General features: G+C 46.3%; 12 protein-coding genes. 9 read left to right on the forward strand and 3 right to left on the reverse strand.

Annotation, left to right across the window (positions count from 1 at the left end):
* Positions 1-10: 10 nt before the first annotated feature.
* From EXM22_RS17360 to EXM22_RS17370, 3 genes are read left to right on the forward strand one after another with little or no spacing between them, the layout of a single operon-like run.
* Positions 11-886: an ABC transporter permease gene (locus EXM22_RS17360; RefSeq protein WP_149487739.1), complete on the forward strand. Its 876-nt coding sequence runs from the start codon at positions 11-13 to the stop codon at positions 884-886.
* 1 nt (position 887) lies between these two features.
* Complete coding sequence (locus EXM22_RS17365; protein WP_149487740.1) at positions 888-1,901, forward strand: ABC transporter ATP-binding protein; 1,014 nt, start codon at positions 888-890, stop codon at positions 1,899-1,901.
* Positions 1,898-2,863, forward strand: coding sequence for an ABC transporter ATP-binding protein (locus tag EXM22_RS17370; protein ID WP_149487741.1), 966 nt, complete (start codon positions 1,898-1,900; stop codon positions 2,861-2,863). Before EXM22_RS17365 ends, EXM22_RS17370 begins: the two co-directional genes overlap by 4 nt.
* A 43-nt stretch (positions 2,864-2,906) precedes the next feature.
* Here the strand turns inward: EXM22_RS17370 and EXM22_RS17375 are convergent, their stop codons facing one another.
* Positions 2,907-4,067 carry an ROK family transcriptional regulator gene (locus EXM22_RS17375; RefSeq protein WP_149487742.1) on the reverse strand — a complete coding sequence of 387 codons (1,161 nt, stop codon included), beginning with the start codon at positions 4,065-4,067 and terminating at the stop codon, positions 2,907-2,909.
* Between the two features lie 195 nt (positions 4,068-4,262).
* Here EXM22_RS17375 and EXM22_RS17380 point away from each other — a divergent pair, with 195 nt between their 5' ends.
* The 5 genes from EXM22_RS17380 (at position 4,263) to EXM22_RS17400 (ending at position 9,977) form a co-directional block, all read left to right on the forward strand.
* Positions 4,263-5,588, forward strand: a complete 1,326-nt coding sequence (locus tag EXM22_RS17380; RefSeq protein ID WP_149487743.1) for a mandelate racemase/muconate lactonizing enzyme family protein — start codon at positions 4,263-4,265, stop codon at positions 5,586-5,588.
* Between the two features lie 66 nt (positions 5,589-5,654).
* Positions 5,655-6,674 (forward strand): Bug family tripartite tricarboxylate transporter substrate binding protein, encoded by a 1,020-nt coding sequence (locus tag EXM22_RS17385; protein ID WP_149487744.1) that lies wholly within the window; start codon positions 5,655-5,657, stop codon positions 6,672-6,674.
* Between the two features lie 74 nt (positions 6,675-6,748).
* Positions 6,749-7,264, forward strand: coding sequence for a tripartite tricarboxylate transporter TctB family protein (locus EXM22_RS17390; RefSeq protein WP_149487745.1), 516 nt, complete (start codon positions 6,749-6,751; stop codon positions 7,262-7,264).
* 12 nt (positions 7,265-7,276) lie between these two features.
* A complete protein-coding gene (locus tag EXM22_RS17395; protein WP_149487746.1) occupies positions 7,277-8,797 on the forward strand; it encodes a tripartite tricarboxylate transporter permease in 1,521 nt (506 codons plus the stop codon).
* Between the two features lies 1 nt (position 8,798).
* Positions 8,799-9,977: a Gfo/Idh/MocA family protein gene (locus EXM22_RS17400; RefSeq protein ID WP_149487747.1), complete on the forward strand. Its 1,179-nt coding sequence runs from the start codon at positions 8,799-8,801 to the stop codon at positions 9,975-9,977.
* Between the two features lie 69 nt (positions 9,978-10,046).
* Here the strand turns inward: EXM22_RS17400 and EXM22_RS17405 are convergent, their stop codons facing one another.
* Positions 10,047-10,688: a lysophospholipid acyltransferase family protein gene (locus EXM22_RS17405; protein WP_168203599.1), complete on the reverse strand. Its 642-nt coding sequence runs from the start codon at positions 10,686-10,688 to the stop codon at positions 10,047-10,049.
* A 74-nt stretch (positions 10,689-10,762) separates the two neighbouring features.
* Entirely contained in the window at positions 10,763-11,647 is an 885-nt protein-coding gene (locus EXM22_RS17410; RefSeq protein WP_149487749.1) for a diacylglycerol/lipid kinase family protein, read from the reverse strand.
* Positions 11,648-11,775: 128 nt separating this feature from the next.
* Between EXM22_RS17410 and EXM22_RS17415 the strand changes: the two genes are divergently transcribed.
* Positions 11,776-13,905 (forward strand): molybdopterin-containing oxidoreductase family protein, encoded by a 2,130-nt coding sequence (locus tag EXM22_RS17415; protein WP_149487750.1) that lies wholly within the window; start codon positions 11,776-11,778, stop codon positions 13,903-13,905.
* The last annotated feature ends 57 nt before the right edge of the window (positions 13,906-13,962 follow it).

The following is a 13,962-nucleotide window of genomic DNA, read 5'->3' on the forward strand; positions in this document are numbered from 1 at the left end:
TTATACAGATATGAATGAAACGAATGGAGACGTTCTCAAAAATGAGACTCCACTGATTGAACACTGGCACGAGTTAAAGCGGAGCAAAACCGCCATGGCCGGCCTTATAATTATACTCCTTTTTATCGTTGTGGGGCTTTTTGCCCCTCTCCTGGTCCCCATGGACCCTCTGGAACAGAATATTGAAATGAGGAAAACGCCTCCCATGACCGCCGGATATATTCTTGGTACAGACGATCTGGGTCGGGACATGCTATCAAGGCTCATCTACGGAGCCAGAATCTCCATGATCATCGGTGTCATTGCTGTGGGCATAGCCCTGTTTTTCGGAATTATCATCGGCATGGTTTCCGCCTATTACGGAGGAATCGTCGACAAGATAATTATGCGCCTTGTGGATATTATGCTGGCCTTTCCATACATCCTTCTTACCATTGTAATTGTGGCTGTTCTGGGGCCGTCTCTGACAAATGCGATGATTGCTATCGGTATTTCGCAAATACCGCGTTATACCCGAATTGTCAGAGCCTCTGTATTGGCCGAGAAAGAAAATGACTATGTTCTAGCAGAACGGGCCTTGGGGGCTTCCGATCTTGAGCTGATGTTTTTATCTATTCTACCAAACTGTCTGGCTCCCATCTCTGTTCAGGCTACTTTGGGATTCGGATCGGCTATTTTGGAGTCTGCCGGTTTATCCTTCTTAGGATTGGGAGCTCAGCCCCCCACACCGGAGTGGGGTCTGATGATTGCCAGTTCCAAGGAATTTGTCACCAATGCCTGGTGGATTGTTACTTTTCCCGGTATTGCCACATTGCTGGCCGTTCTTGGGTTTAACCTGTTGGGTGACGGCCTGAGAGACATACTGGATCCGAGGATGAGAGACTGATATGGAAAATGAAAAATTACTATCTATTGAGAACATAAATGTCCACTTCCATACCCGAAGGGGGGTTGTGAAAGCCGTTAGAGATCTCTCTTTGTATATTAATAAGGGAGAAACTCTGGCTCTGGTTGGGGAGTCCGGATGCGGGAAGTCGGTCACCGCCCATACGATTAATCAGCTGATACCCATGCCTCCCGGGGTCATTGAAAGCGGATCTGTCATTTTTAGAGACCGGGACCTTCTGAAGTTGCCTGAAAAAGAGGTCCAGAAGCTACGGGGAACACAGATTTCCATGATCTTTCAGGAACCGATGACAAGTCTGAACCCCGTTTTTAAAATTGGAGATCAGCTGGCTGATGTCTTTCTGGCTCATCAGAAAATGTCAAAGAAAGAAGCCCATGCCAAGGCTGTAGAACTCCTGGATTTGGTGAAAATCCCATCTCCTGCCAAGCGGGCCATGGACTATCCTCATCAGCTTTCGGGGGGGATGCGTCAAAGGGTTATGATCGCCATGGCTTTGGCATCACCCGAGCCTGGACTGATGATTGCCGATGAACCTACAACGGCTCTGGATGTTACCATTCAGGCGCAGATTCTGGATTTGTTGACTGACCTTAAAGAAAAGGTGAACATGTCTATCCTCCTTATCACCCATGATATGGGAGTCGTTGCCGAAACCGCGGATAGGGTTGTTGTTATGTATGCCGGACGTAAGGTCGAAGAGGGGTCCGTGTTTCAAATCTTTGATAATCCTTCTCATCCCTATACTCTGGGCCTTCTAAATTCGCTGCCTTCCAATGAAAAATACAAGGACTTCAGTCGTCTGGAAGCCATCCCCGGGAATGTCCCCGACCTGCTGAGTCTTGGAGATGGATGCCCTTTTGTCAACCGCTGTGAATATGCAGATGCCGGCTGTGAAGAAAGTTTCCCCCAGGGCAGTCTCCTGGAGGAGGGTCATACTATCTGGTGTTACAAATCGGAAGAGGTGAAAAAACAAAAAGGATCCATGAATAAATGAAACCATTGATGGAGGTTAAAAACCTCAAAAAATACTATCAAATCAGCTCCCGTGAGGGAGATAAGAAGCAGATTCTCAAGGCTGTGGATGATGTCAGTTTTGAGATCAAAAAGGGTGAAATCCTGGGAGTCGTAGGAGAGTCCGGGTGTGGTAAATCCACTCTGGGTAAGACTGTGCTCCGTCTTCATGAGAAGACAGACGGGCAGGTACTTTATGACGGAAGGGACCTGTTCTCTCTGGATCATAAAGAAATGACGGAGCTAAGGAAAAGGATTCAAATGGTTTTTCAGGATCCCTTTTCCTCATTGAATCCCCGAAAAAAAGTCGTGTCCCTTATCGAACAGCCCCTGCGGATTCATAAGACAGGCACACAGGCAGAAATCAGTGAAAAAGTGGAAGCCATAATGTCCGAAGTGGGGATCAACCCGCATTATAAAAAACGCTTTCCTCATCAGTTTTCGGGAGGTCAGAGACAGAGGATCGGGATTGCCAGAGCCCTGGCTCTCAATCCAGAGTTTGTCGTTTGTGACGAAGCTGTTTCTGCCCTGGATGTTTCGGTTCAGGCGCAAATTTTGAATCTACTTCTGGACCTAAGAGAGAAACATGATCTGACCTATATGTTTATTGCCCATGACCTCGCGGTTGTTGAGTATATTTCAACAAGGATTATCGTCATGTATCTGGGTAAGATCATCGAAGTAGCCGATAAGCATGAGCTGGTTAAAAACCATACGCATCCCTATACAAAGGCCCTGTTCAATGCCTTTCCCCTGACTGATCCACATCAACGGATAGGGAAGAAGAAAATTGTTATGGGAGATGTTCCCAGTCCTGTGAATCCTCCCTCGGGATGTCATTTTCATCCCCGTTGTCCCTTTGCCATGGATATCTGTAGAGAACAGTATCCTGAGTTGAAAGAAGTTGCACCGGGCCATATGTCCGCTTGTCATCTGCATCAGTAAATCTTCCTGATCTATCGAAGCCGTTCCACAAGGGACGGCTTTTTTATGGCTGAGATAGTATTTCTCTTGTGTTTTCTCTAACCAGATAAGCGCTTCCTACAGCGGCGGTTTGAATGCCCCAATCGCTTGAAATGACCTTTACAGCATCCTGGTTGGGAAGCATCGAACGGTAATTTTTCTTTTGGGATACGAGTTCCAGGAGTTGGGGGCAGCCCGATACGACAGGACCGCTAAGAACAATTAGATCGGGATTCAAAAGATTGATTATATTTCCTATGGCTATGGACAGGTATTCTGCGACTTCCGTTATAACCTGATGGTAGAGTTCTCCCTCCCGGGACTGATTCAGAATATCATCAATTTTCTCGGGAGCCGAGACGGAGTTGATGCGAGCCAGATTCTGTCCCCTTTCCAAAATAGCATTTTCTCCTATCAAAGCTTGTAGGCATCCTCTGTTTCCACAGAGACAGGCAGGACCGTTGGGAATGACCGATGTATGACCCAGTTCTCCGGCACCAAATGAGGACCCCATATACAATTTATGATCTAAAATGAGTCCGGAGGCTACACCTGTTCCAATCACTATGGATATGATATTTCCGTAGTTTTCAGGGTTATGAAGATAATAGGAGGCCAAGGCACTCACCTTGCTTCTATTGACTACCCGGATAGACATGCCCGATTCTTTTTTGATCATATCTGCTATGGGAAAATTCATCCATCTCACATCAAAAGCACTGACAATGATGCCTTTTTCACTGTCCACAAGTCCAGGAGTCCCTACTCCTATCCTGGGTAGTATCCTTTTATCCCTGTGTTTGTCCTTTAATTCCTTTATGGCCTTGATGAGTTGGGAGACTGTCTTTTCGGGGGTCATCCGGGAAATAGGGTAGGTGCATTCATCTATGATAGTTCCGGAAAGATCCATCATGACAAGAGACCAGGAAAAGTCAAAAACTGCGGCCCCAATGAAGTAGCAACCCTGTGGTACGGGTTGAAGGAGTGTCGGGGGGCGCCCTCCCCGGGCTTCTCCGATTCCTGCTTCCATGATTAAGTTTTGACTCATAAGCTCATCCACAAGGTGGCCTACGGCTGCTCTTGTGAGTCCTGTGATTTCAGCCAGGTCAATTCTGGAAATTTCCCCTTTCCGGATAATGATGTCCAGTATTTTATGAAGATTGCTGTGTTTCTTTTGAATTTTCATATGATCCAGTCTTGTAAGTAAAAAATATTTACAAAGTGTATTATATAATAGAATAATTCCTTTGTATACTTTTAAAAAAGTGAAATATCCCGGTTCAATTGACGACAATTTGATACATAATAAAAATAATTGACAAAGTGGATGGGCGGGGATAGTATGAAATAATAATCATAGACTCAAAATAAAGGACTCCCTTTGCATCTGACTGTCAGCCGAATAGAAGTTCAATATCTCCCTGTAGTCTTTTCAAATCCCCTTTCATTCGGGTCCCAGAAGGTTGAGTCTCTTGATAAGTTGCGGATCAGGATGGTTCTAAAAGACCGACTAACCGGGCATGTTGAGAGCGGCTGGGGTGAAGTCCCCCTGAACTATCCCTGGTTTTGGCCGCAGTGCTCTTTGAAGGACCCCATGCCCCTCATGAGAGATTTAGTTAGTCAACTCACGACCTTGTGGACCTCTATCGGGCGGATCGTCCACCCTCTTGTTTCCGGATATGATGTTCAGACTCAGGGACTCCATCCTTTGTACCAGCAAATGAAGGATGGTTGGGGAGATTTTCCATTTTTAGCCGTACAAGTCCTAAACTCGGCCTTTGACATTGCTCTTTATGATGGTTTTGCGAAACATGCCTCTCTTCCTGTTTATGATCTTTTTCATCAGAGCCTCATTCCCGTAGCTCTGGATTCTTTTTTCAGCAGCAATAAGACCGTTGGCTCACTCATGAAAGATCAGGATCTGGATCGTATGATTAGAAAGAATCCTTCCCCTCATTTGGGAGTCTGGCACATGGTGGGAATTCTCGACCCGTTGGATCCGGATGGAGAAAACAGTTCTCTTGCAGATTGGATTATCCAGGGAGGGGTGACCCGTCTTAAGATTAAACTCAGTTCTCAGCTTGCCGAGGACCTGGACAGGGTAAAACGGATTTATAAAATCAGTCATCCTTTGGGCGTTGAGAAGTATTCATTTGATTATAATGGATCTCAAGAGGATCTAAAATGGATTCAACCTTTTTTGAGTGACTTGAAAAATTCACTTCCAGGACTGTATGAAAGGTTGTGTTATATCGAACAGCCCATCTGTGCCGGATTAACAGGAAATAAAGAGGATGTGTCCCGTATCACGGAGATGAAAGACTTACTTGTTGATGAAGGAGCCGGAAACTGGGAAGAGTTATATGAGTACTATCAGTCGGGCTGGTCCGGTGTGGCCTTAAAGATCTGTAAGTCTCAAACGTCTTCTCTCCTTATGTTTGCCTTGTCCAGGGTTCTCAAAAAAAGAGTCACTGTCATGGATTTGACAAATCCGTCTCTTGCTCATATCGCCCATGCCCAGCTAGCCGCTCATATGAGTGATGATTCAGAGATTGAGAGTAATGCCATTCAGTATTGTCCGACTGCATCTGTTGCCGAGGCACAGGTCCATCCCGGATTATTTTCTAGGAGTCAGGGAGGGATTGATATATCCTCTTTATCCGGATTCGGTTATGGATACCGGATGGATGAAATTCAGTATTCTTAACCGACGAATTATTTTGGAATAGGCTGCTTGTATAAGTGGCTTTATATAAATTGAAGGAGTTTTCTTATGAAAAAAACTGTAGTTTTCTTGCTATTGGCGCTTATGATTTTTCCTCTGTATGCGGAAGGTCAGAAAGAAGCTAGCGCTTATGAATGGCAGCCTGCAAAACCAGTAAACCTTATTGTTCCATGGGGTGCCGGTGGGTCTACCGACCGTTCTGCCAGAACAACGGCTGCTGTAGTAGAAGCAGTTCTTGGACAGAAAATTGTTGTTGTGAATCAGCCCGGAGCTTCCGGTTCTGTTGGAACTCAAGGTGTTTTGGATGCCGATAAAGACGGAATGAAATGGGTGGCAGGAGCCGTAAAGGACCTGGGTGTCTATAAAGTTCAGGGTATGATTGATACAACTCTCGACGATTGGAATCTTTACTTGAATGTTGCCATGCCAAATGTTGTCGCTGTCAGCATAGATTCTCCCTACAATGATTTCGGTGATCTTCTGGCTGATATGAAAGCCAATCCCGGACAAGTCCGCGTGGCTACTGCCGGAGTCAACTCCGCAGGACACACAGCTATTGAACTGATCAAGAAATACACTGGTGTTGAGTATAAGCACGTAACCTATGATGGTGGAAACCCTGCCGTTATAGCCACTGTTGGTGGAGAAGCAGACGTGGTTCCCCAGCTTTCTGTTGAAGAAGTGGATATGCTGAAAGCCGGAAAACTGAAAGCTCTTTGTGTTATGACCGATAAGGGGCTGGTTCTGGATGGTATGAGCGAAGAAATTCCCCCCATTACCAACTGGATTAAGGATTTTAAAGCAGCTCCTACATACTTTGGTATCTTTATTCCCAAAGGTGTTCCCTCAATTGTAACCGACACAATGGACAAAATCTGGGAAGACGTTGTTATGGAATCTCCCGAGCTCAAAGACTGGGCAGCTAAGAATGCAGTTGTATTTGATCCCTGCTATGGTGAAGAAGCTCTTGAAAAGTCTTTCCCCATGGTTCAAATCAGTGCATGGTTGAAATATGATTCCGGTGATGCTGTCATTGACCCATCTACCATTGGAATTCCCCGTCCATAATTAAAAAATAAAATTGAATATCCCTTCCTCTCAATCGCAGAGGGAGGGATATTATATTATCAGGTTGTAATACTATGAATGAAAAACAAATGCGCAAAGCAGATTTTATCAGTTCCATTGTTCTGATTATCTTTGGAATAACCGTTACCTGGATGGCGATCAAAATGCCCCGTTTGGAAGAAAAAGGGATCAACCCCTATACGGCTCCTGGAGTCGTTCCAGGGATTCTGGGAGTTGTTATTCTCCTGCTTTCTCTGATCATGTTTGTCAGAACCATCAGGCACTCTGACTTTCTTCCTAAGATTGAAAAAGGGAATGTAAAAAACCTCATTAAAGATGAAGGGACCATCCGGCTCATGGTGTCACTGGCTCTTTGTCTGGTTTATGCTTTGGTGCTGGTCGGTAATATCCCCTATGTTCTGGCAACCTTCCTCTTTGTTTTCGGATTCATTCTCTGCTTTGATATGAAGTTTGATAAAATTGAGAAGAGTCGTAAGAAAATCATCATCGTAGCATTTATAGAAGCCATCATCAGCTCTGCTGTTATCAGTGCGGCTTTTCAATATTTATTTCTCGTAGATTTACCCTAAGGAGACCATTGTATGTTTGACGGAATATTTATGTTTCTGGACAGCCTTGGGGGATTCCTTTCTTTCAAGGTTGTATTAATCGTTTTAGGGAGCACTCAGCTGGGTATCATTGTCGGTATGCTCCCCGGATTGACGGCAACCATGGGTGTTGCCCTCATGACAACATTGACATATAAAATGCCCGCCGATACGGCCGTATTAATTCTAATGTGTATGTATATCGGTGCCATTTATGGGGGGAGCCGTTCGGCTATCCTTTTGAATATACCCGGTACTCCGGCCAATGCCGCAACCTCGGTTGACGGGCACCCCCTGGCCCTACAAGGCAAGGCGGGAGAAGCCATTGGTATTGCAACAACAGGCAGCTTTCTTGGTTCTGTCATCGGGATGTTTATGCTTGCCTTTTTTACACCCATTCTGGGGAATTTCGCATTGGATTTTCAGTCCTATGAATTTTTCTGGCTGGCTATTTTCGGCATCATTATCTCGGGGAACCTCACGGCACCCAAGGATCCTCTTAAGGGTTGGATTTCCGGATTTTTAGGCCTGTTCGTTGCTATGGTAGGGATGGAGGGTATCCATGCCCATATCCGCTACGCCTTTGGCAATGTGAATCTTTCTGGAGGTATCGACCTTCTTCCCGCCATGGTGGGAGCCTTCGGTATGGCTGAGATTCTCACCCTCATGAAGAGTCATCGTTCAGAAGTCATTAACACTCCGATTAAGAATGTCATTCCCCATCCACGGCAGATTGTCAAATACTGGAAGACCATCATCCGTTCAGGTTTTATCGGAACCTTTGTCGGCGCAATTCCAGGTGTTGGAGAAGACATTGCCGCCTGGGTCAGTTATGACTTTGCCAAGAGAGGCAGCAAGGAGAGTGAACTCTTTGGAAAGGGAAGTGTGGAAGGACTTATTGCCTCTGAAACCGGAAACAATGCCGCCGCAGCCGGGGCTGTCATTCCTGTTCTTTCCCTGGCCATTCCGGGGTCAGCACCGGCCGCTGTTTTGCTAGCCGCCATGTTCATTCATGGAATCCGTCCGGGGCCGCTCATCATGATTGAATCTCCAGAGTTCGTTTATAAGGTTGTGGCCATGGTCTTTATGGCCACCTGTGCCATGATGATTCTGGGGCTTTCCATGGTGAAGTCTCTGGTGAAGGTTCTTCAGGTTCCTCGTACAAAGCTTATACCCGTTATCTTTACCCTCTGTGTGATCGGGTCTTATGCTCTGGCCAGCAGGACTTTTGATGTAAAGGTTATGATTGCTTTTGGTATTTTGGGATATCTCATGCGGGAGATGGATTATCCCGTGGCCCCCATGATTCTGGGTATCATTTTGGGTAGCATTCTGGATAAGAACCTCAGACGGGCTTTTGTCCTTTCCGACGGTTCTCTTCTCCCCTTTGTGTCCCGCCCTATTTGTCTGGTTCTGATCTTTTTTATAGTCTTTGCCATTGTGGGCAGGACCCTCTGGTTCCACCGGCTCAAGATGTATGTAGCACAGTTGATTTTCAGGAAGAAGAGAGGCTGATATGGAAAAGAAAAAAATCAGAGCAGGACTTCTAGGAAGCGGGTTTTCGGCGAGTTTTCACTATGATGCCTTGTGCCGTGTCTATGGGGCTAATGTTGAGGTTTGCGGTGTCTATTCTCCAAATGTAGACCGCTGCCGGGAGTTCGCACTCAAAAGAAACATTCCGGTTCGCACCAGTGTGGATGAGCTGCTGGATTGCTGTGATGTTGTCCACCTCTGTACCCCGCCGGCAAGTCATGAAGATCTTGCCGTGAAAGCATTGAACAGGGATAAGCATGTCATTATAGAAAAGCCTTTTACCGGATATTTTGGGAGGGGAGTGTCTGATTTTTCGGGAGACTCCTTTGACCGGAAGGTCGGAATGGATGAGGCTCTAGGCAGTATCAAGAGAATCCTTCAGGCTGAAAAAGAGAGTTCCGGGACAATCTTCTACGCCGAAAACTGGGTTTATGCTCCGGCCGTACAGAAAGAGCGGGAAGTCATAGAGAAAACGAAAGGACAAATCCTCAGAATTCTGGGGGAAGAGAGCCACAGCGGATCTCACTCTCCCTATTATGGAGACTGGACGTTTTCAGGCGGGGGCTCAATTATGGGCAAGTCTGTTCATCCTTTAACGGCGGCACTGTATCTAAAATCGGTGGAGGGACGTGTTAGAAACTCCGAGATTCGGCCTGTTTCTGTGACGGCAAGGACTCATAGTCTGACTCGGAATAAGAACTATCAGGATGACGGTTTTTTGCGCACAGGATATAAAGATATCGAAGATTACGGTGCACTGCACATCACGTTCAGTGATGGAACCGTCGGAGATATTTTTGCATCCGAAGTTGTGATGGGCGGTGTATACAATCATATGGAAGTTTATGCCTCCAATCACAGAACCGTGATCAATATCAATCCGAATACGGCTCTGCAAACCTATAATCCGCAAAAGGAACAGTTTGATGATCTCTATGTGGTTGAAAAAATAGGGACCAAGGAGGGCTGGGCCTTCACATCTCCCGATGAGGACTGGTTTACTGGTTATCAGAATGAGATGGAGAGCTTTTATTCAAATGCTCTATCTGGAACGGCCCCCGAGTCGGACAGCAGGCTGGCGGCCGATACAATCTCTACAGTCTATGCGGCGTATCTTTCCGCCTCTCAAAAAGGCGTTGAAGTTTCAATTCCACTTCTGTAAAGGCATCCATTGGATATGAAAAACCGCTTCCTCTGGGGAGCGGTTTTTTTGAGCCTGAAAAGTTGTGATCTAAGCATCAGAGTTCTGATCCAGAATTTCCTGGATCAATCCTCTGGTTTTGACTCTGAGATCTCTATCACTTGTGTCCTGAATACTTTGAGCGGGGATCGGTTCGGCAAAGATAATTTTGATGGAACCCGGCTTTACAAACAGGGAGTGAATTGTTTTAACCTCCCAAAGGCCCTTCAAAACCACTGGTACCATGTCTGTGTGGGCATTCCTGGCCAGATGAAAAGGACCCCGTTTAAAGGTCTGCAGTTTTCCATCCCGCGTCCTGTGCCCTTCAGGAAAAATGATGATGGATGTCCCGTCTTTGATGATTTTGCCCGCTATTTTCAGGCTATTCAGGGCCGATTTGGTGTCCCTCTGGCTGATGGGTATGTTGCCGATTTGCCTGACAATCGTACCCCAGAGAGGCAATGAAAAATGCTCTTCACGTTCAATGCCTCTGAGGAATAAAGGAATGTATCCATAAAGGAGTATAGGGTCGAAGATGTTCACATGGTTTGAAAAGAACACATATCCCCTGGAGGGATCAAGATTCAGATTCCCTTCTACTTGGACCTTGATTCCGAAGTTTCTGGGAATCTGGCGACACAACCCCTTGATTACAGGATCAAAGAGTCTCTGATTTCGAAAAACATTCTGCAAAATCACCAATATCAGAATCAGCAGTAGCAGCAAGACGGAGGAAATATAACCAAAGATTGTGGTGAGGCGGTACACTAACAATACATCCGTAACTTCGAGGGATGCATGGTCACTTCGATGGGGGTGGTTCCAAAGGTTTCCCCATCGGGTGTCAGCAGAAGAGGGCGGTCCGATCTTAAAATAATCTTCTTCCCTCTGTAGGTTTCTATGGCTTTGTTGCTGATGTGTGTTCCCTTGAAAATGGATGGGAAAAGTTTGAGTAAACGACTCCTTGTTGTCTTGTTCATCAGGATGATATCCAGAAGTCCATCGTCAATCTCGGCATCGGGTGCCATCATCATGTCTCCGCCGGTGTAGCGGGAGTTGCAGATTTCTGTAAATAATGCATTGCGGTTCATGAGCTTACCGTCAATTTCAAGTTCTATGGGGGTGAACCTCAGAAATAAAAGTTCTTCCAGAACGGCCAGTACGTAGCTGAGTGAACCCCACATCTTATACTTTTTTGCCCTGTAGGCCACATTGGATACAAAGCCTGTGCCCAGGAGGTTTATGAAGTAGTATGCCCCGTCACTGCAGCTAAAGTATCCCAAATCTATTCCTTTCGTATTGCCAGATGTGATCATTTGAAGGGCATCGTCTACTGATTCAACTCCCAAATCTTTGATAAAGGAGTTTCCAGTTCCCACAGGAATCTGTCCCAGAGGAACCGGTACTGAGTCATGATTCATCAGTAAGCCGTTGATGACCTCAAAGAGAGTCCCGTCTCCACCTACTGCCAGAACACCATCGACATCATGAAGGTCCAGATTCTCTGCCAGAGTCCGTGTTTCTCCGGCCTTGCGGGATTCAAGAATGACCACTCCTATGCCCTGGTTCTGCAGTACTTCTGCAGCATATTGTGCCTGAATCATTCCCTGTTTTTTACCCGCATTGGGGTTCACAATCATTGTAAGGTTCATGGATGAATTACAATGGATATCCCCAGTGATGTCAAGGATAAATCATGAAACGAAGCTTCCTGTAGAAATATAAACTATTTTAATTCCAGAACTATTCCACATACTGGTGCTTGGGTTAATATGGGGCCATGAAAACCTACCCCGTTTCCTGTAACAAAGACTGTGGTGGCGGTTGTCCCCTCCTGGCTCATGTTGAGGATGGTACCATTATCCGAATTTCCAATAATCCCTTAGGAACTCCTTATATGAAGGGGTGCAGCAAGGGTTTTCATGCTATGGAAATCGATCAGCACCCAGAGCGGTTGACCAAGCCTCTTTTGCGTTTAGACGGGCATCCCCGGCGGTTTACAAATACCCATGATGCACGCCGGGATTTTAGGGAAGTTTCCTGGGATGAGGCACTGGATCATGCCTCTAAAAGGATGGAAAATTTTAAAAAACAATATGGACCCACATCTCTTCTTGATCTTTCTAGCGGGGGAGCCTGTCGAGGGACATTGCATCAAAATTCTGCCCTGACTTCACGGTTTTTAACCCTCTGGGGCGGAGCAACAAGGGCCACAGGAAGTTACAGCAACGGGGCTGCCTCCTTTGTTTTGCCCTACGTTTTTGGAAGCAAACTGAGCGGTATGGATGCGGGTAACCTAAGACATTCCAAACTCATCATCCTCTGGGGATACAACGCCTTTGATACCCGTATGGGCTGTGAAATGACCCCTCGTATCCTCGAAGCTAAGAAGAGGGGTGTTCCCATTGTGGTCATAGATCCCCGTAGAACCAGGACGGCTCATCTCATGGGGAGTTGGTGGATTCCCATTCACCCGGGAACGGATACGGCTCTGATGGCTGCTATTTTGTTTTACATTATTCGTAACGATCTGCAGGATCATGTTTTTATTGAATGTTATAGCAGGGGTTTTGCCTCCTTGAAAGCCTATGTGATGGGAGAGACCGATGGAATTCCCAAGAATCTCGAATGGGCCTCCGAGATCTGCGGGATTCCCGTTGAATCAATCGAAAAATTGGCAAATCTGTACGCATGGACTAAACCGGCGGCTCTCTTACCCGGGCTCTCTCTCCAGCGGGCTATCGGGGGAGAGGAAGCGGCACGGATGCCTGTGGCTTTGCAATTGGCAACAGGGAACATCGGGAAATCCGGCGGCAGTTCGGGAGGCATGTTCTGGGGAAAAATGCAGGGTCCCCGGTGCGGGAAATTTCCTGTGCCATCACAGAATGATCCTACTATCCCTGTGTATGAATGGCCCGATTATATTCTGCAGGAAGAAGAACCCTATAAAGAGACAGGTCTTGATCTCAAAGGAGCCTATATCACAGGCAGCAATCTTCTGGCCCAGGGGAGCGACATTCAAAAGAATATTAGGGCTTTTCAGAAGCTGGAATTGATTATCGGTCATGACTTTTTTATGACTCCCACCATGGCCCTGTGTGATGTTATATTTCCCGTAGCAACCTTTTTAGAGCGTAGCGATGTGGTGGTTCCTGCAGGGAACTTCCTTTTGTATTCGGCAAAAGCCGCAGAACCTCCCGAATCTGTCCTCACAGACTATGGTGTTTTTTCAGCCTTGGCTGAACGCCTTGGTTTTGGTGAATCCTATAGCGCCGGACGCAGTGAATCGGAGTGGATCGATGCCTTCCTTGAGGATTCAGATATCAGCGATATTGATGCTTTCAAAAGGGAGGGACTCTTTATCGGGGAAGAACAGGATCGAAATGCTTTCTCCGATTTTATCGCAGACCCCGAAGCTCATCCTCTTCAAACCCCTTCAGGTAAAATTGAAATTTCTCCTTTGGCTTATGAAACCCTGGGTTTTCCGGCTCACCCCCATTTCAGGTCTGTCCTTCCCCATGACCCAGAATATCCTCTGTATTTGATTACTCCCCACTCTTTGCATGGGATTCATTCCCAATATTCTAATATTCCGGGATTTAAGAAGGATGATGACAAGCGAGTCTGGATGCATCCTGAAGATGCCTCTATCAGGGGCATAGTATCAGGCTCTGAGGTCATTTTGACAAGTGCACAGGGAAGTATTAGAGTTCCTGTTCTCATCACCGAGGATATAAAGGCGGGGACCATTTCCCTCAATGAAGGGCTGTGGCCCGATCTTATCGGGAAGGATGATCGTGAGTTAGAGATTGCAGGGTCTGTGAATATGCTGACATCCACAGTCTCTACCAAACCCAGCCGATCTTCCCGGACCCATACAGTGTTTGTGCAAGTTCAATTGGCTCATTAGGAAATGAGTGAGAGTTAAAAAAATATTTGTTTTATTATAGAATTTTAGGAGTCCTGT

It is taken from the genome of Oceanispirochaeta crateris, assembly GCF_008329965.1.
GTDB lineage: Bacteria > Spirochaetota > Spirochaetia > DSM-2461 > DSM-2461 > Oceanispirochaeta > Oceanispirochaeta crateris.

Excerpts from the sequence above, each read along its gene's own strand:
- EXM22_RS17360 (WP_149487739.1), top strand. The coding sequence starts at position 11 with ATGAATGAAACGAATGGAGACGTTCTCAAAAATGAGACTCCACTGATT.
- EXM22_RS17365 (WP_149487740.1), top strand. The coding sequence starts at position 888 with ATGGAAAATGAAAAATTACTATCTATTGAGAACATAAATGTCCACTTC.
- EXM22_RS17370 (WP_149487741.1), top strand. The coding sequence starts at position 1,898 with ATGAAACCATTGATGGAGGTTAAAAACCTCAAAAAATACTATCAAATC.
- EXM22_RS17375 (WP_149487742.1), bottom strand. The coding sequence starts at position 4,067 with ATGAAAATTCAAAAGAAACACAGCAATCTTCATAAAATACTGGACATC.
- EXM22_RS17385 (WP_149487744.1), top strand. The coding sequence starts at position 5,655 with ATGAAAAAAACTGTAGTTTTCTTGCTATTGGCGCTTATGATTTTTCCT.
- EXM22_RS17390 (WP_149487745.1), top strand. The coding sequence starts at position 6,749 with ATGAATGAAAAACAAATGCGCAAAGCAGATTTTATCAGTTCCATTGTT.
- EXM22_RS17395 (WP_149487746.1), top strand. The coding sequence starts at position 7,277 with ATGTTTGACGGAATATTTATGTTTCTGGACAGCCTTGGGGGATTCCTT.
- EXM22_RS17400 (WP_149487747.1), top strand. The coding sequence starts at position 8,799 with ATGGAAAAGAAAAAAATCAGAGCAGGACTTCTAGGAAGCGGGTTTTCG.
- EXM22_RS17410 (WP_149487749.1), bottom strand. The coding sequence starts at position 11,647 with ATGAACCTTACAATGATTGTGAACCCCAATGCGGGTAAAAAACAGGGA.
- EXM22_RS17415 (WP_149487750.1), top strand. The coding sequence starts at position 11,776 with ATGAAAACCTACCCCGTTTCCTGTAACAAAGACTGTGGTGGCGGTTGT.